General features: G+C 58.9%; 18 protein-coding genes and 1 tRNA gene. 11 read left to right on the top strand and 8 right to left on the bottom strand.

The genetic code is table 11. The annotated features are described in order from the left end of the window. Positions 1 to 30 precede the first annotated feature (30 nt). A complete protein-coding gene (locus MRBLRC7O_RS04345; protein WP_080866080.1) occupies positions 31 to 618 on the bottom strand; it encodes a YqaA family protein in 588 nt (195 codons plus the stop codon). Positions 619 to 1,131: 513 nt separating this feature from the next. Between MRBLRC7O_RS04345 and MRBLRC7O_RS04340 the strand changes: the two genes are divergently transcribed. Continuing rightward, positions 1,132 to 1,776, top strand: a complete 645-nt coding sequence (locus tag MRBLRC7O_RS04340) for an exopolysaccharide biosynthesis protein (protein WP_080866079.1) — start codon at positions 1,132 to 1,134, stop codon at positions 1,774 to 1,776. Between the two features lie 3 nt (positions 1,777 to 1,779). On the opposite strand, the gene MRBLRC7O_RS04335 is transcribed toward MRBLRC7O_RS04340, so the two are convergent. After that, entirely contained in the window at positions 1,780 to 2,058 is a 279-nt protein-coding gene (locus MRBLRC7O_RS04335; RefSeq protein ID WP_020810808.1) for a hypothetical protein, read from the bottom strand. Positions 2,059 to 2,234: 176 nt separating this feature from the next. Here MRBLRC7O_RS04335 and MRBLRC7O_RS04330 point away from each other — a divergent pair. Then, a tRNA-Asn gene (locus MRBLRC7O_RS04330) sits at positions 2,235 to 2,309 on the top strand. A gap of 101 nt (positions 2,310 to 2,410) precedes the next feature. Here the strand turns inward: MRBLRC7O_RS04330 and MRBLRC7O_RS04325 are convergent. Then, positions 2,411 to 2,815, bottom strand: coding sequence for a DUF2934 domain-containing protein (locus tag MRBLRC7O_RS04325; RefSeq protein ID WP_080866078.1), 405 nt, complete (start codon positions 2,813 to 2,815; stop codon positions 2,411 to 2,413). 170 nt (positions 2,816 to 2,985) lie between these two features. On the opposite strand from MRBLRC7O_RS04325, the gene MRBLRC7O_RS04320 reads away from it, so the two are divergent. After that, positions 2,986 to 3,225, top strand: a complete 240-nt coding sequence (locus tag MRBLRC7O_RS04320; RefSeq protein WP_003502291.1) for a hypothetical protein — start codon at positions 2,986 to 2,988, stop codon at positions 3,223 to 3,225. A gap of 58 nt (positions 3,226 to 3,283) precedes the next feature. Here the strand turns inward: MRBLRC7O_RS04320 and MRBLRC7O_RS04315 are convergent, their stop codons facing one another. From MRBLRC7O_RS04315 to MRBLRC7O_RS04305, 3 genes are all read right to left on the bottom strand, one after another. After that, positions 3,284 to 3,727: a TIGR02594 family protein gene (locus MRBLRC7O_RS04315; RefSeq protein WP_020810805.1), complete on the bottom strand. Its 444-nt coding sequence runs from the start codon at positions 3,725 to 3,727 to the stop codon at positions 3,284 to 3,286. Positions 3,728 to 3,840: 113 nt separating this feature from the next. Then, complete coding sequence (locus MRBLRC7O_RS04310) at positions 3,841 to 4,398, bottom strand: methylated-DNA--[protein]-cysteine S-methyltransferase (RefSeq protein WP_003502287.1); 558 nt, start codon at positions 4,396 to 4,398, stop codon at positions 3,841 to 3,843. Between the two features lie 135 nt (positions 4,399 to 4,533). Continuing rightward, positions 4,534 to 4,803 (bottom strand): DUF982 domain-containing protein, encoded by a 270-nt coding sequence (locus MRBLRC7O_RS04305; protein WP_003502285.1) that lies wholly within the window; start codon positions 4,801 to 4,803, stop codon positions 4,534 to 4,536. 189 nt (positions 4,804 to 4,992) lie between these two features. Here MRBLRC7O_RS04305 and MRBLRC7O_RS04300 point away from each other — a divergent pair, with 189 nt between their 5' ends. The 4 genes from MRBLRC7O_RS04300 to sseA all read left to right on the top strand — a co-directional run bounded on the left by MRBLRC7O_RS04300 (position 4,993) and on the right by sseA (position 9,780). Then, positions 4,993 to 6,432, top strand: coding sequence for a cryptochrome/photolyase family protein (locus MRBLRC7O_RS04300; protein WP_080866077.1), 1,440 nt, complete (start codon positions 4,993 to 4,995; stop codon positions 6,430 to 6,432). A gap of 122 nt (positions 6,433 to 6,554) precedes the next feature. After that, the gene (locus tag MRBLRC7O_RS04295) at positions 6,555 to 7,592 is read left to right on the top strand and encodes a cysteine synthase A (RefSeq protein WP_003502282.1); all 1,038 of its coding nucleotides are present in this window, start codon (positions 6,555 to 6,557) and stop codon (positions 7,590 to 7,592) included. Between the two features lie 12 nt (positions 7,593 to 7,604). Next, positions 7,605 to 8,342 (top strand): alanyl-tRNA editing protein, encoded by a 738-nt coding sequence (locus tag MRBLRC7O_RS04290; RefSeq protein WP_020810799.1) that lies wholly within the window; start codon positions 7,605 to 7,607, stop codon positions 8,340 to 8,342. A 16-nt stretch (positions 8,343 to 8,358) separates the two neighbouring features. Beyond that, entirely contained in the window at positions 8,359 to 9,780 is a 1,422-nt protein-coding gene (sseA, locus tag MRBLRC7O_RS04285) for a 3-mercaptopyruvate sulfurtransferase (protein ID WP_020810798.1), read from the top strand. A 59-nt stretch (positions 9,781 to 9,839) separates the two neighbouring features. On the opposite strand, the gene MRBLRC7O_RS04280 is transcribed toward sseA, so the two are convergent. Further along, complete coding sequence (locus tag MRBLRC7O_RS04280; RefSeq protein ID WP_111784511.1) at positions 9,840 to 10,724, bottom strand: DUF4344 domain-containing metallopeptidase; 885 nt, start codon at positions 10,722 to 10,724, stop codon at positions 9,840 to 9,842. Between the two features lie 163 nt (positions 10,725 to 10,887). Here MRBLRC7O_RS04280 and MRBLRC7O_RS04275 point away from each other — a divergent pair, with 163 nt between their 5' ends. The 3 genes from MRBLRC7O_RS04275 to MRBLRC7O_RS04265 all read left to right on the top strand — a co-directional run bounded on the left by MRBLRC7O_RS04275 (position 10,888) and on the right by MRBLRC7O_RS04265 (position 13,993). Beyond that, positions 10,888 to 11,355 (top strand): DUF1203 domain-containing protein, encoded by a 468-nt coding sequence (locus MRBLRC7O_RS04275; RefSeq protein WP_080866076.1) that lies wholly within the window; start codon positions 10,888 to 10,890, stop codon positions 11,353 to 11,355. A gap of 98 nt (positions 11,356 to 11,453) precedes the next feature. Next, complete coding sequence (locus MRBLRC7O_RS04270) at positions 11,454 to 11,789, top strand: PilZ domain-containing protein (protein WP_004441225.1); 336 nt, start codon at positions 11,454 to 11,456, stop codon at positions 11,787 to 11,789. Positions 11,790 to 12,004: 215 nt separating this feature from the next. Continuing rightward, positions 12,005 to 13,993 (top strand): bifunctional 2',3'-cyclic-nucleotide 2'-phosphodiesterase/3'-nucleotidase, encoded by a 1,989-nt coding sequence (locus MRBLRC7O_RS04265; protein ID WP_060724196.1) that lies wholly within the window; start codon positions 12,005 to 12,007, stop codon positions 13,991 to 13,993. Between the two features lie 44 nt (positions 13,994 to 14,037). On the opposite strand, the gene MRBLRC7O_RS04260 is transcribed toward MRBLRC7O_RS04265, so the two are convergent. Continuing rightward, positions 14,038 to 15,006, bottom strand: a complete 969-nt coding sequence (locus tag MRBLRC7O_RS04260) for a LysR family transcriptional regulator (RefSeq protein ID WP_080866075.1) — start codon at positions 15,004 to 15,006, stop codon at positions 14,038 to 14,040. A gap of 149 nt (positions 15,007 to 15,155) precedes the next feature. On the opposite strand from MRBLRC7O_RS04260, the gene MRBLRC7O_RS04255 reads away from it, so the two are divergent. Then, entirely contained in the window at positions 15,156 to 15,773 is a 618-nt protein-coding gene (locus MRBLRC7O_RS04255) for an FMN-dependent NADH-azoreductase (protein WP_026363437.1), read from the top strand. The last annotated feature ends 8 nt before the right edge of the window (positions 15,774 to 15,781 follow it).

Below are 15,781 nucleotides of genomic sequence, written 5' to 3'. Positions count from 1 at the left end.
GTATTGTAAGAGTAGAAAATTTGCGCTTGATCAACGCACAAAAACGTAGACGGCATAGACCGCGATGAGTGCGGCGGCGGCCGCAGCGGTGATGGCGCCGAGACGTTTTTCGATGAAATGGCGTACCGATTCACCGTATTTCTGCAGCAACCCGGCAAGGATGAAAAAACGCGCGCCGCGCGTGACGACAGCCGAAAGAATGAAGAGGCCAAGGCTGATATTGGCCGCACCGGAGAGAATCGTGACGACCTTGATCGGGGGCAGATGCGCGAGGCCCGATGTCACCAGCAGGAGAACGATGGTCTCGTAATCCACCGAGCTCTTCAGATGCTCGAAGCTGTCGAGTTTGCCGTAAAATTCGAGAATGGGCCGCGCGATGCTCTCAAAGGCATAGTGACCGAGGAACCAGCCAGCGATGCCGCCGAGAACCGAGGCGACGGTTGCCACGAGGGCATAAAACATCGCCTTTTTCGGCTTGGCCAGCACCATGGGCAGGAAAAGCACATCCGCAGGCACGACGAAGACGGAGCTTTCCACGAAAGCCACGATCGCCAGCCACCATACGGCGGTTTTGCGCGCAGCGAGCGCCATCGTCCAGGCATAGATGTTTTTCAGCATTTCATGTCCCCGGGGAAGAGTGTTGCGGAGTGAAGACAGGCAGGAGCCAGGGCAGGTCAGCGGTGGTTCATGTGGTTTGCCGATGGCCCGGAGAGACCGGACCCCGAATGAGAATTAGAGACAACGCAAGAGAATGGCAAATGTTGGAAAATTTATTTTTGCATCGCAAAAAATCATAATGACGAGCGTTTCCCGCCCATACCGAGAGCCGGTTGCTGCGATGCAAAATTTCACCCTGTGGTAGATGAGCTCGCCTTTTTGCTGTAGAATGAAGGTGGACGGAAGAGGAGGAAGTTATCATGGAATATGTAAGCTTCGTTACATCGATCAATCCGGTCATACTTGTCATTCTGCTGGTGGTTCTTCTTGCAGGGGCTTACAGCAGCTGGGTTTCGCACTGAGCAGGACGGAACCACTCGACCAAATGTGAAAGGCTCCGTTTCTATCAACGATAGGCATTGGGCCGGATGAATGTTATCAAGCCCGGAGTTAAAACAACTCCCGGGAAGCCGTATGACGAACGAATTCGCATTCACTGATACGTCTGAAAAGCTCAGCACGACGCTTGAGAAGCTAATAGGAAAGCTGCAGGGTCAGACGATCACGTTGCGCGAGTTGATGGAAGCAATCGGCGAACAGGGCCTGTTGCTCATCTGCGCGATCGCCTCTCTACCCTTTCTCATTCCGGTTTCCATTCCCGGCGTCAGCACGGTCTTTGGCGCAGCGATCATCCTTGTCAGTCTGGCAATCACCCTCAATCGCCTGCCATGGTTGCCGGCAAAAATTCTTGACCGGCAGATGGAAACGGCAAAGCTTGTTCCCGCCCTTCAAAAAGGCGTCGCCATTGTCTCCAAGCTCGATGGTTTCATCCGTCCGCGCATTCCCACGCTGACGACGGGCATCATCGCCAACCGGATAAACGGGCTTGCGCTGATGACGGCGGGCGTATTGCTGATGATGCCGCTCGGCTTCATTCCCTTCTCCAACACCCTTCCGGGCGTCGCGATCCTGCTTTTTTCGGCCGGGATGATTCAGCGGGATGGCGTCACCGTGCTCGGCGGCTATCTTTTCCTGGGTCTGACAACGATTTATTTCGCAGCGCTCGCCTATGCGGCTTTCTGGGCCGGCCAAGGCATCAGCAGCTCCATCGGCGCTTAAGACCTATCGCCGGCCGCCATTACGGCTGTCGCGGCCGTTCTGCCGCGACGCCCACCAGACCGCCAGCCGTCGTCGCTGGCGGCGAACCACGGGCAGATCGTGGGAAAGCACGATGAGACCAAGCGGAATCATCCAGAAGCCAAGGACGGGCAGGAAACCCAGCGTTCCGCCCACCACCAGAGCCGAGCCCGTCGCGATCCTGCCGACGCGCGAACGCGGCATGGCAAGGCTCCATTTTCCGACATGGAGACGATGCGTTCTGTGGTCGATACCGAATTTCATTCCATCCTGCCCTTTTTCATCTGGCCTGTGGATAATTTTTTCACCGTCGATAAGCCCGGAAAATCGGGACTCTGGAGGGATAAAACAAGAGGAATGCGTTTTTTTTGAAAAAACCGCTTGGCAAATCGGAAAAGCATTTGTATTACCCCGCTCACACCGCGCCAAGCGGTGCACGTTCCCTGGTAGCTCAGCGGTAGAGCATTCGACTGTTAATCGACAGGTCGCCGGTTCGAATCCGGCCCGGGGAGCCATCTCTCTCAAAAACATGTTTTGAAGAGCGAAGTGCCGCTGCAATTCGCTCGATTTGGATCGGGGATTTTCCTGAATTCCCGGTTATTCAGCCGTCAAACGGTCAGGTCTTCTTGATCGCCCGTTTCGTCGCCCTTGTGGCGTTGGTCAGTGCCGGCGGATCACTTGCCGGAAAACTCTCCTCAAGGCTCTCGGTCAAATCGTCGTCCTTGTTCCTGACCGCAGATTTCTGCTCCTTCTCAAGCGATTTTACCGCCGGGGATTTGGCCTTTGCCGAGGCTGCCTTTTTCGCTGGCGTCTTCTTCGCAGGTCCCTTCTCCGCTGACGCCTTCGCGGCACCTGGCTTCTTCACGCCATTCCCGCTTTTGGACTTTGCCGCTTCCGCATCTGCGGAAAGTTCCCGTTCTGCCTCAATCCAGTGTCTTTCATGATGCCCGTCGGGTCTTCCTTCCCTCTCCCATATTGCGCGCGCTTTTTCACGGATTACGGCTTCGCGGTCATGGCTCATAACGGACCTCCCTCTTCGTGTTGCACCGGTTTTGATTGTGCCACTGAAAAAACAAAAAAAGCCAGAGTTTGTTCCGCGCGGTTTCGTCGCGGGTGAGCATTTCCGCGTGAAAGGGAACCGTTGTCGACCGCGGATCGTTTGCCCTGCAGAAACCCGCAGGAGACCATTTCATGAACACCCCGCAAAAGCCGAAAACCGAACCGCTTGATATTCGCGACGAGGATGTCGCGCGTTTCGAAACCGACAGCGAGCTGAAAGCAAAGGATGGCGAGATTTACCCGGACGAGAGCATGAGCCTGCGTGCCCGCCGGCAGGCGGCAAGGCAGCATGAGGATGCCTTCATCGTCGCTACGGACCTTGAGGACGACGATCAGCGCGAGGCGGCGCCGGGCACCAGAGAGCAGCCATAGGCCGAAAATGGAAAAGGCGGGTCAAAGCCCGCCTTTATCAAAGGAATGTCTGGAGATTTTATCGACGGACCGACACGATGGCCTTGCGATTGAAGTTCGACACCTGCACCCGGCCGGACTGATTGCCGCCGAGGATCTGGGCGGTCTTGCCGCTCATGCTTTTCAAAATGCCGGCGTGATAACCGCGGCCGTTGCGAATGACAACGACATCGCCCGGCTTGGCCTGGCCCACCGGAACGGCATAACCGAAGGATGTCCAGGACTTTGCAAATCCATAGGATTTGGGAGACTGCCGGCCGGCCTTGCTGGCGACAGCATGCAGGAAAAGGCCGCACCATGGGGTGCTGCGGGGATTTGCGCCAAGAATATTCTTGAGGCTCTTGTTGTTCTTGGACTCGTGCAGCCCGGTGTATTTTTCCGCCTGGTTCAGCATGCCGGCCGAGGCCGATGCAACGACTGTAAAAGACAAGGCAACGGATAGAATTAACGCGGATACTCTCAAACGTCTCGCCCTTATGTTAGAGGGCGCCCGTGTATTGTGACAATTTAGCGACAATTTGACGAGAAATGGGCAGAAATCAGACACCTATTCATGTGCGCTGATCTGTCATTGCTTCAGAACAGGCTGCCCTGCGCCTCATCGGCGCGGCTGCGGCCGGCATTTTCGAGATCCAGCATGCGCAATTTGGTGGTGGTTCCGCCCGGTGCGGAGAAGCCGCCAAGCCTGCCGCCGGCAGCGAGAACCCGGTGGCAGGGAATGATCAGCGGTACCGGATTTTTCGCCATGGCCTGACCAACATCGCGGGCCTTTTCCATGCCAAGGCCAAGCGTCTTTACGATGCCGCCATAGGTCGTGGTGTCGCCCCAGCCGATCTGCCGCGCAACGGCGTAAACATCGAGGAAAAATCGCTCCTGTCCGGCGAGATCGAGTTCGACGGTCGTAAAATCGATCTGCTCGCCGCCGAAATAACGGGTGATCATTGCAATCACCTCACGCGTGCGTGTTTCCGGAACGGCAATGCAGGCGGATGGCAGGCGCTTCTGGAGAAGTTTTTCGGTCTCACCGGCGTCAGGGCTGGGCAATTGCAGACGCGCGATACCGCGCCCCGCCCAGGCAAGGCCGCAATGGCCGAGGGCCGTCGGAAAAACAATATAGCCGTAGTTGTTGCTCATTGCCGTCACTCATTCGCCTTTTCGCATGCACGATGCCATATCCCGCATTCGAAACAACCCGTTTCCTGCCTCTCAACAAACAAGGCCACCCGTTTTTGGCGGGTGGCCTTTTACACGTCAGTCCTGAAAATCCGCTCAGGATGCGATTTTGCCCTGCTCTTCGACAAGGCATTGCGCCTGCCGGCTGGCGGCAACGAAGGCCGTGCGGGCGATTTCTCCCGCCACATCGCCCATCAGCGAGGCGCGGCACAGACGCAGCGCCTGTTCATGCGCCTTGTCGCCACGTTCGGGCCATTCGTGCTGAAGAAAATCGAAGGCTTCGTAAACGCCATTGAAAATCCGGGGAGCACCGTTTTCAAGGGAGATGGTAACCGGCTTTTCCCACTTAACGTCGTTCAGCAACATTGATTGCACTTCCATGCTCTATTAACCCGCGACAAACGCCGGCCCCTCCAGTTGGTTCCCTTCATCAGCGGTTTCAAGGGCGAAAAAATAACCCTCGAGAAACCATGTACCTCCATCTTTCCATTCTAGCCGATTTGCGGAACAAAGCGTCTCAACACTCGTTCAAGCGGAAGTGAACCGGGTCCTTTCATGCCGACAACAGCCTCCCCCGCCATCGTCTGGTTCCGCAAGGACCTGCGCCTTTCGGACAATCTTGCCCTGCTTGCCGCCGTGGAGCATGGCGGCCCCGTCATCCCCGTCTATGTCAGGGAAAAATCCTGCGGCCCGCTCGGCGGCGCGCAGGAATGGTGGCTTCACCACTCCCTCGCCTGCCTTTCCGCCGCGCTGGAAAAAATCGGCGGTCGCCTTGTTCTTGCAAGCGGCGACGCCGGCGAGACGCTGCGCCAGCTGATATCCGAAACCGGCGCTGACGCAGTATTCTGGAACCGCCGTTACGATCCGGCAGGCATGGCGACAGACAAGGCGCTGAAGCAGAAGCTGCGCGACGATGGCCTGACGGTTCGCAGTTTTTCCGGGCACCTGCTGCACGAGCCATCCCGGCTGCAGACGAAATCCGGCGGTCCCTACCGGGTCTATACGCCCTTCTGGCGGGCGCTGGAGGGCGGCGAGGAGCCGCATGCGCCGGCGGACGCGCCGAAGAGCCTGAAAGCGCCGAAGGCATGGCTGGAATCTGAGAAGCTCTCCGATTGGAAGCTCTTGCCCACTAAACCAGACTGGGCGAAACACTTCAGCGACATCTGGGCTCCCGGCGAGGGCGGCGCGCAGGAGAAACTCGATGATTTCATCGATGGCGCCCTGAAAGGCTATGAAGAAGGTCGCGATTTTCCGGCAAAGGACGCAACCTCCATGCTCTCGCCGCATCTGGCCCTGGGTGAAATATCACCCGCCACCGTCTGGCACGCGACGAAGGGACTTTCCCGGCATATCGCCTCAAACGATATCAGCCGTTTCCGCAAGGAAATCGTCTGGCGGGAGTTCTGCTATCACCTGCTGTTTCATTTCCCTGAGTTGGACGAGAAGAACTGGAACGAGAGTTTCGACGCCTTCGGCTGGCGGGACGACGAGACATCCTTCAAGGCCTGGACGCGCGGCATGACCGGTTATCCGATCGTGGATGCCGGCATGCGGCAATTGTGGAAACACGGCACCATGCATAACCGGGTGCGCATGATCGTTGCCTCCTTCCTCATCAAACATCTGCTGATCGATTGGCGGAAGGGCGAGAAATGGTTCCGCGATACGCTTGTTGATGCCGACCCGGCCTCAAATGCCGCCAACTGGCAATGGGTGGCGGGTTCAGGCGCGGACGCCTCGCCGTTTTTCCGCATTTTCAACCCCATCCTGCAGGGCGAGAAATTCGACGCCGATGGCAACTATGTGCGCCGCTTCGTGCCGGAGCTTGAAAAGCTCGACCGGAAATACATCCACAAGCCGTTCGAGGCGCCCAAAGAGGTCTTGAAGAAGGCGGGCATCGAGCTTGGCAAGACCTATCCGCTGCCGATCGTCGACCATGGAAAGGCGCGGGAAAGAGCGCTTGCCGCCTATGCCGAAGTCAAGAAAAACGCATAAAATTGGGTATCGGCAAAATTTTGCGTGGCTAAGCCAAAGCCGGGAAGATAATTTCTTGCCTTGAAGCGGTTGTAACGGGACATAACGGCACCTAATTTCCGCTCAGACAAGAAGGCTCAATCATGACCATTCACTCCTCTGCGCTCAGTGCCATCGGCAATACGCCGCTCATCCGTCTGAAAGCCGCCTCTGAAGCGACGGGGTGTGAAATCCTCGGCAAGGCGGAGTTCCTCAATCCCGGCCAGTCGGTGAAGGATCGCGCCGCGCTCTACATCATCCGCGACGCCGAACGGCGCGGGCAGTTGCGGCCGGGTGGCACTATTGTGGAAGGCACGGCGGGCAATACCGGCATCGGCCTGTCGCTGGTCGCCAATGCGCTCGGCTACAAGACGGTCATCGTCATTCCCGAGACGCAGAGCCAGGAAAAGAAGGACGCGCTGAAACTTCTTGGCGCGAAGCTGGTCGAGGTTCCGGCAGCCCCCTATTCCAACCCGAACAATTACGTAAAGGTCTCCGGGCGGCTGGCAAAACAGCTTGCCGCGACCGACGAGAACGGCGCGATCTGGGCCAACCAGTTCGACAATATCGCCAACCGTCAGGCCCATATCGAAACGACCGCTCCTGAAATCTGGGACCAGACGGATGGCAAGGTCGATGGTTTCATATGCTCGGTCGGTTCCGGCGGAACACTTGCGGGCGTTGCCGATGGCCTGCGCGATTTCAATCCTGACATCAAGATCGGCCTTGCCGATCCCGAAGGCGCCGCCCTTTACGAATTTTACAAGCACGGCGTGCTGAAGTCGGAAGGTTCCTCCATCACCGAGGGCATCGGACAGGGGCGCATCACCGCCAATCTGGAAGGTTTCACGCCGGATTTCTCCTATCGCATTTCGGATGCGGAAGCCCTGCCGGTGCTGTTCGATCTGGTCACCAAAGAGGGTCTGTGCCTCGGCGGCTCCTCCGGCATCAACATTGCCGGCGCAATCCGCCTTGCCCGCGAGCTCGGTCCGGGGCATACAATCGTGACGATATTGTGCGACTACGGCAATCGTTACCAGTCGAAGCTCTTCAATCCGGATTTCCTGCGTTCCAAGGGACTTCCGGTTCCACAGTGGCTGGCGACGAAAAGCGAGATTGCGGTTCCGTACGAAACCGTTTGAGGACATGCCGAAATGCCTGTGAATGCCCTGTTCCGTGACGATTTTTATCTTTCCACCGCAGAAGCGATCGTCACGGCGGTGCATGAGGATGGCGGCATAGAGCTGGATCAGACCTGCTTTTACGCCACCTCCGGCGGCCAGCCGGGCGATAGCGGCTTTCTCGAGCGGGCAGACGGGTCGCGCATCGAACTCGGCATCACCAAAAACGGTGCCGACAAAAGCGTGATTGTCCATGTGCCGCTCGAAGGCCAGCCTTCCCCCGAGATCGGCGAAAAGCTGACCCTGCATGTAGACTGGCCACGCCGTTACAAGCTGATGCGCATGCATACCGCCTGCCACCTTCTGTCCGTTGTCTGCCAATGGCCGATCACCGGAGCTGCCGTCGGCGAGGACGAATCGCGTGTCGATTTCGATATGTCGGAGACCATCGACAAGGATGAGGTCACGGCAAAGCTGATGGACCTGGTGAAAGCCAACCATCCCGTCTTCCTGCAATGGATTACCGACGAGGAGCTGCAGGCCAATCCGGGCATCGTCAAATCCAAGAATGTTCGCCCGCCAATGGGCCTCGGCCGGGTCAGCCTTGTCTGCATCGGCGAAAATTCTGCCATCGACAGCCAGCCCTGCGGCGGCACCCATGTTTCCGAAACGCAGGAAGTGGGCGATATTCACATTGCCAAGATAGAAAAAAAGGGCAAGGAGAACAGGCGGTTCCGCATTCGTTTCGGCGCGCCTGAAGCTGCTGCCTGAAATCAGGAGAGACATCGTGAGCACGGATAAGAGCCGTTTCGTCGTTTCGGCGGACTGGGTGGAAAAACAACTCGGCACGGCCGGGTTTCGTCTCGTTGATGCCTCGTGGTATCTGCCGGCGCATAAACGCAACGGCGCGGAAGAATATGCGGCCGGTCACCTGCCCGGCGCCGTGTTCTTCGATCAGGACAAGATCGCCGATCATACGACCGGCCTGCCGCATTCCCTGCCCTCGCCGGAGTTCTTTGCCGAACAGGCTGGCGAGCTCGGGCTCAGCGATACCGACACGATCGTGGTCTATGACGGCCCCGGTTTCTTTTCCGCACCGCGCGTCTGGTGGATGCTGCGGGTGATGGGCGTGCGCAAGGCCTATGTGCTGGATGGCGGACTGGACGGCTGGAAGCGCGAGGGCCGGCCGCTCGAAACCGGCACGCCGGAAATCGAACCCGCAACCTTCACACCCGATTTCAACGAAAAGCGCGTGACGTCGCTGTCAACGATGCGCGGCATCGTCGACAGCGGTGAAAAGCAGATCGCCGATGCTCGCGGCGCAGGCCGCTTCACCGGCGACGAGGCCGAGCCGCGTGCCGGCATGCGTTCCGGCCATATGCCCGGCGCGCGCAGCCTGCCCGCGACCGCCTTTTCCGAGAACGGTCATTTCAAGGACCTCACCGCCATCCGCAAGATGGTGACCGATGCCGGCATCGACCTTACGAAGCCGGTGGTGACGAGCTGCGGCTCGGGCGTCACCGCCGCCGTCATTACGCTGGCGCTTGAATCGCTCGGCCATCAGGACAATTCGCTCTATGATGGTTCCTGGTCGGAATGGGGCGGACTGGAAGATACGCCTATTGTTACCGGCCCCGCCGAGCCTGTTCCCGTGGTATCGCATGGGCCGCTGAAGGCGCATGTGACGCAGCTCGAAATGACCGCGCCGCCGAAGGTCAGCCTGCCTATCCCCGTCAACATCCAGACGGCGCTGATGCGGGTCAACAATATTCCCCTGCATTTCTACCGTTATCTCTACTGGCGGGTGGGGAAACGCTGGCACTGGCAAAAGCGCATGCGCATGAGCGATGCGGAGCTTTCCGCCATCCTGCGCGATCCAAAAAACAGCGTCACGGTCCTTTATATGAACGGTGCGCCCGCCGGTTTCTTCGAACTGAACAAGGCGAGCGACGAGGTGACAGAGCTGTCCTATTTCGGCCTGCTCGAAGAGGCGATCGGTGCCGGTGTCGGCAAGTGGTTCCTCCTGCAGGCGCTTTATGCCGCCTGGCAGGACAATCCGCAGCGGGTGACGGTGACCACCAATACGCTCGACCATCCGCGCGCGTTGCAGCTTTACCAGATGATGGGCTTTTCGCCCGTCGGCACCTATGAAGCCTGGGTGGAGCCGCTCGCCGATACGGAACTTCTGGAAATCTCGATGCGCAATTGAGGGGTGGCTGGCCTCCTCCCCGTTCAGGAGGCCAGATCACCAGCGTCCGGCAATCTACCTCAGATTTCCCGTTCGAGATTGACCGCCGTCGGAATATGGCCGCCGGCGGCCCCCTTGTCTTCCGTGACCGTGTTCAGCAGATGATCGGCAATCAACTCCGCCTGGAATTTACCAAGCTCGTAGCAATAGGTGATTTCGCGCTTTTCGGCTGACCAGTAGACATCGGGGCGGCCGCAGGACCTGGCCGTCAGCTTGACGTCTCCCTTCAGGCCATAGCCGCCAAAGCTGCGGCTGATGAGATCGAGAATCTTCGATTCCTTGACCATGATGGCATAGGGCTCAAGTTCTGGATCACGCGGCGGCACATAGCTGACGGCAAATCTGGATGGCGTCTGGCTGCGGTGGGTGCTCAGAAAATTCTCCCAGGCCGACGCAACGCCGGGATAGGCGGCGGCGCATTTGTCGAACTCGGCATTGTTGAGCCCCATCATGGCAGCCAGATCGCCATAACCATCCTTGTCGCGACCGACCATCAGGCAGGCCATGTTGCGGTCGCGGCTCCTGTCGGGCACCAGCGCGGAAAAGACCGGAGCCTCGTGCTCCGGCAGGGTCTCCGTCTCACGTGCGAGATACCAGCTGTCGGTGGCGTTGACGAGCGCGGTGTCGAGCCATTCCTCATTGGCCTGAAGGATGAGCGTGCCGGCCAGCTGATCGGCCGGGGCCTGAACACTTGCCGTGTCCGCTGTCCCGAAATCCGAGATCAGCATGCGTGCGCCTTCGTGATAAAGCGAGAAGATCGCGTTGCCGATAACGAAATTGACCGCCTGCTGAAGCTGATCGTCGGACAGGCCGTCGAGACCGGAGGCGACCTGCGCCTCGGCCTGCATCGGAGCCGTCAACGATACGAAAGCCAGCGGAACGGCGGCCAGAAAACGACGGAACATAAAATCAGACCTTCCGGGAACGAGGAGCGTCACTGATTCCCGAAGCTAACGAGTCACGCAATGGGCTAGTTGCATCGCCTGTCAAGAATCGGGTGGATAGTGATCCGTTTCGGGACCATAGCTGCAAAGAAGCAACGCCGATCCCAACCCAGGAGGCCCCGACATGACCGATCTCGTTTTTACCGCAATGCCGGCTAAGGAAGCCGAGGCCTTCCGGGCGGGAGCCGCCGACGCCTATGGCAATCCGCCGGAAAAAGCCGTTTCTCCAGGCGGCATGCCCTGCCGCCACTGCCTTCGCCAGATCGGCGAAGGCGACGGGATGCTGATCCTCGCCTACCGGCCTTTCCCCTCGCTACAGCCTTATGCGGAAACGGGACCGGTTTTTCTGCATGCCGAGGCCTGTGAGCGCTATCCCCAGACACAGGCTGTCCCGCCGATGCTGGACAGCCCGGATTACATCGTGCGGGGTTATGGAGCCGATGACCGCATCGTCTACGGCACCGGCGCGGTGACGGCGACGGGCGAGATCGTGTCGCGCGCACGGCGCCTTCTGGAGCGCGCGGATGTCGCTTATGTCCATGTGCGATCCGCCCGTAATAATTGCTATCAGTGCCGTATCGACACAGCATAATCGGCAATTACCTGCAATTTTAAGAGAAGAACTAAACGGCTCTCAAGCTTTTTGCGCCATGATGCATGGTATCGGAAACAATTGATTTGAGCAGCAACATGACAAATAACCTCAATATGGCGACCCGGACTGCGCCCCGCAGCAAAACCAGAATTTTTGCGACCGTGCATTATTTCAGCCAGTCGACCAGGGGACGCGTGGTCGATCTTTCGGCGACGGGGATGGCGCTCGAACTGGACGGGCCTTTCGCCGCCGCCAAGGGCAGCCGGGTCAAGGTGCAGAGTGAGGATCTGGGCTTCATCGAAGGCGTCGTGCAGTGGCAGCACATGAACCGCCTCGGCCTGCAGCTCAAGCTTTCCACCAACACGCTGGCGCAGCTCTCCTCCTATTTCCGCTTCTTCCATGAAGACGTGAAACCGACCCTCGCCCGCTGATCCGTTAGTCCAGCGAAGAGGAATGCGCAGGGCGGACGATGTGCATTCTCCGGTACGGCGACACCCGCGCCGCGCTGCCGCGACAAAAAATTTATCAAACGGTTGAAAACAGGCCCATCCGTCACGGGCCTGTCATTTTGGTGATGGACTCCTCTGCGATTGCTTCTACCCTGTCGTTTTTCATGACAGAGCAAGCTTCATTCGAAGGAGTTCCCATGTCGTCGCTTCTCGCTCTCCACCCCATCACCCGGCGTTCGCTTCTGGGCGGCATCGCGGCCTCCTCGGCGCTGGTGCTGCTGCACCCTTTTGCTGCGCGCGCAGCGACCAACCAGGCGCATCTGCGCATCATGGAAACGACTGACATCCATGTTCATGTCTTTCCCTATGATTATTACGCCGACAAGCCGAACGACACGATGGGGCTCGCCCGCACCGCCTCGATCATCGACACCATCCGCGCCGAAGCTGGTAACTCGATGCTGGTGGACAATGGCGACTTCCTGCAGGGCAATCCGCTCGGCGACTATATCGCCTATGAGCGCGGCATGAAGGCCGGCGACAAGCACCCCGTGATCAATGCCATGAATGTGCTGGGTTATGATTGCGGCACGCTCGGCAACCACGAATTCAATTACGGCCTCGACTATATGTCGAACACGCTGGCCGGCGCGGGTTTCCCTTACGTCTGCGCCAACCTCACCAAGGGCCAGCTTGCTTCCGATCCGAAAAACGACGAGCTGTTCTTCAAGCCCTATGTCATTCTGGAAAAGCAGATCCGCGACGGCGGCGGCGTGACGAGCCCGGTCAAGGTCGGCATCATCGGCTTCGTGCCGCCGCAGATCATGATGTGGGATTCCAAGAACCTCGAGGGCAAGGCGCAGACGCGTGACATCGTCGAGGCTGCGAAAGCCTGGGTGCCTGTCATGAAGGAAGAAGGCGCCGATATCATCATCGCCCTTTCCCATTCCGGCATCGACGGCAAGGGCCAGACGGAGCGCATGGAAAACGCCTCGCTTTATCTGGCTGCCGTCGAAGGCGTCGACGCCATCTTCACCGGCCACCAGCATCTCGTTTTCCCCGGTCCGAAGACCTGGGACGGCATTGAGGGTGCGGATGCGGTCAAGGGCACGCTGATGGGCAAGCCGGCGGTGATGGCCGGTTTCTGGGGCTCGCATATGGGCCTCATCGACCTGCTGCTTGAAAAGGACGGCAAAAGCTGGAAGATCGTCGACTTCACCTCCGAGGCCCGGCCGATCTATCATCGTGACGAAAACCGCAAGGTCGTCGCCGATTTCACGGATAAAGCGGAAGTCCTCGCCGCCGCCAAGGCCGATCATGAGGCGGCACTTGCCTATGTGCGCCGTCCGGTCGGTAAAACCTCCGCGCCGCTCTATTCCTATTTCGCACTGGTAGCGGACGATCCATCCGTGCAGATCGTTTCCAATGCCCAGACCTGGTATATCAAGGACATGCTGAAGGAAGGACAATACAAGGATCTGCCCGTGCTTTCGGCAGCAGCACCCTTCAAGTCGGGCGGCCGCGGCGGCGCGGATTATTACACCGATGTCCCCGCCGGTGACATCGCCATCAAGAACGTCGCCGATCTCTATCTCTACCCCAACACGGTGCAGGCGGTGCTGATCAACGGCGCGCAGGTGAAGAACTGGCTGGAAATGTCGGCCGGCATGTTCAACACGGTTGAGGCCGGCGCAAAGGATGCGCCGCTGCTGAACGCGGATTTCCCGTCCTATAATTTCGATGTCATCGACGGTGTGACCTATCAGATCGACATTTCCAAACCGGCGAAATTCGACAAGGACGGCAAGGCCGTCAACCCTGATAGCAACCGCATCGTCAACCTGCAATTTGAAGGCAAGCCGATCGATCCCGAGCAGAAATTCGTGGTCGCCACCAATAATTACCGGGCAAGCGGCGGCGGCAAATTCCCCGATATCGCCGGCGACAAGGTGATCTTCGTGGCGCCCGATACCAACCGCGACGTGATCGTGCGCTATATCATCGATCAGGGCACCATCAACCCGTCTGCGGATGCCAACTGGTCCTTCGCGCCTGTCGCCAATACCACGGCGATCTTCGAGACCGGCCCCAAGGGCCGCCACTATGCGGCAGATATCAAGGGCGCGAAAATCGAGGATGCCGGTGACGGCGCGGAAGGTTTCGCGAAGTTCCGTCTGGTTCTCTAAAAGCTTCGCCCTCCCGGCTGAAACCGGCCGGGAGGGCGAGACTGTCACTCAGCGGCGACAGCAATGGTCCTCTGCTTGCTGGCCGCAAGCATCCCGTTGAAACCCTTGTGGTTCGGGCAGGCAGACAGGCGCTGCTGAAATGCTTCGGCAAGCCACTGGCCTGCGGGGCCTGCCGGTGAATCCACCCGCCGCAGCGCAAAGAGCGGATATTCGCCCTGCTCATAGGCCTCCAGCTCAAGCGCTTTCAGGCTGCCATTGGTCAGATCATTGCGCACGATCGATGCGGGCAGACCGCCCCAGCCAAGACCACCCTTGATGAGCTGGTATTTCGTGGCGATGTCGCTGACCCGCCATGTCTTGTAAGAGAGAACATTGAAATCGCGGCCCTTGGTGAGGCCCGATGCATCGGTGACAACAAGCTGGACCTCCTCGCGCACGTCTGCGAGAACCAGAGGCCGCTCGATCTGCGCCAGCGGGTGATCCGACGCGACGACGGGCAACATGAAGGAATGGCCCACCTTTTCGACAACGAGCTCATCATCCTGGCGCAGCATCGCCCCGCCGATGCCGATGCCTGCCTTGCGGGAGAGCACCATATCCATGACCATGCCCAATTCGCCGACATTGAGGCTGAGGGTGACGGTCGGGAACTGTGTGCGAAAATCGCGCAGCACGGCCACCACGGCCTCCGCTGGCACCATGGTACTGATGGCGACCGAGAGTTCCGCCTCAAGCCCCTGCTTCAACCCTTTGGCGCGGGCGCGCATCTCCTGCAGGCCGGCGACGATGCGCCTTGCATCCTCAAGCATGGCGCGGCCCTCATCCGTCAGTTTCGGCTGGCGCACGCCGCTGCGCTCAAACAGCGTGACTTCAAGCTGCGCCTCGAGATTGGCAATCGTGTAGCTGACCACCGACTGCGCGCGATTGAGCGCCCGTGACGCAGCGGAAAAGCTGCCGGTCTCGGCAACCGTCAAAAACACCTGCAATTGGTCGAGCGTCGGGTTCGCGTCCATGTTCCATCCATTTCATCGATAGATTGCTTCCATATTATCACAGTTTTCTTGATGGCAGTAATTTTTCATATAGAGCGCAAAGGAAGGGCATCGTGCTCTCCCGCCCTCCCAAGGCGCCCGTCAATTCATCGCTTATGCAAGGAAAGACCATGTCCAACATTCTGCTCATCACCTCCAGCCCGCGTGGCGACGAATCGGTTTCCAACAAGTTTTCGGGTGAGCTCGCAAACAAGCTGAAGGCCAAGTCGGCTTCCAACACCCTTGTCCACCGCGATCTCGCCGCTGACCCGATCCCGCACCTCGACACCGTCAAGACCGCAGCGATCCGCAAGCCGGCCGACCAGCGCACCGCCGAAGAAGCGGTTGCCGCCGATTATTCCGACAAGCTGGTTACAGAGCTTCTTGCAGCCGACACGGTCGTCATCGGCACCGGCCTCATCAACTTCAACATCTATTCCGGCCTGAAGTCGTGGATCGACAACGTCGCCCGCGCCGGCCAGACCTTCAAATACACCGAAACCGGCCCGGTTGGCCTTGCCACCGGCAAGAAGGTCTACATCGTGCTGGCCGCCGCCGGCGTTTATTCCGAAGGCCCGGCCGTATCGATGAACCATGCCGTTCCCTACCTCAAGACCGTTCTCGGCTTCATGGGTATGACGGATGTGGAAGTCATCTATGTCGAAGGCCTGGCATTTGGTCCGGAAGCCGTCGAAAAGGCTGTGGCCGCCGCCGAAGCCAAGGTTGAAGAGCTGGCGCAGGCCGCCTGAGACAATTG

It is taken from the genome of Agrobacterium radiobacter (assembly GCF_040801995.1).
Taxonomy (GTDB): Bacteria; Pseudomonadota; Alphaproteobacteria; order Rhizobiales; family Rhizobiaceae; genus Agrobacterium; species Agrobacterium radiobacter.
The sequence above is the reverse complement of the archived record's forward strand: the minus strand, read 5'-3'. Positions and strand labels throughout refer to the sequence as shown.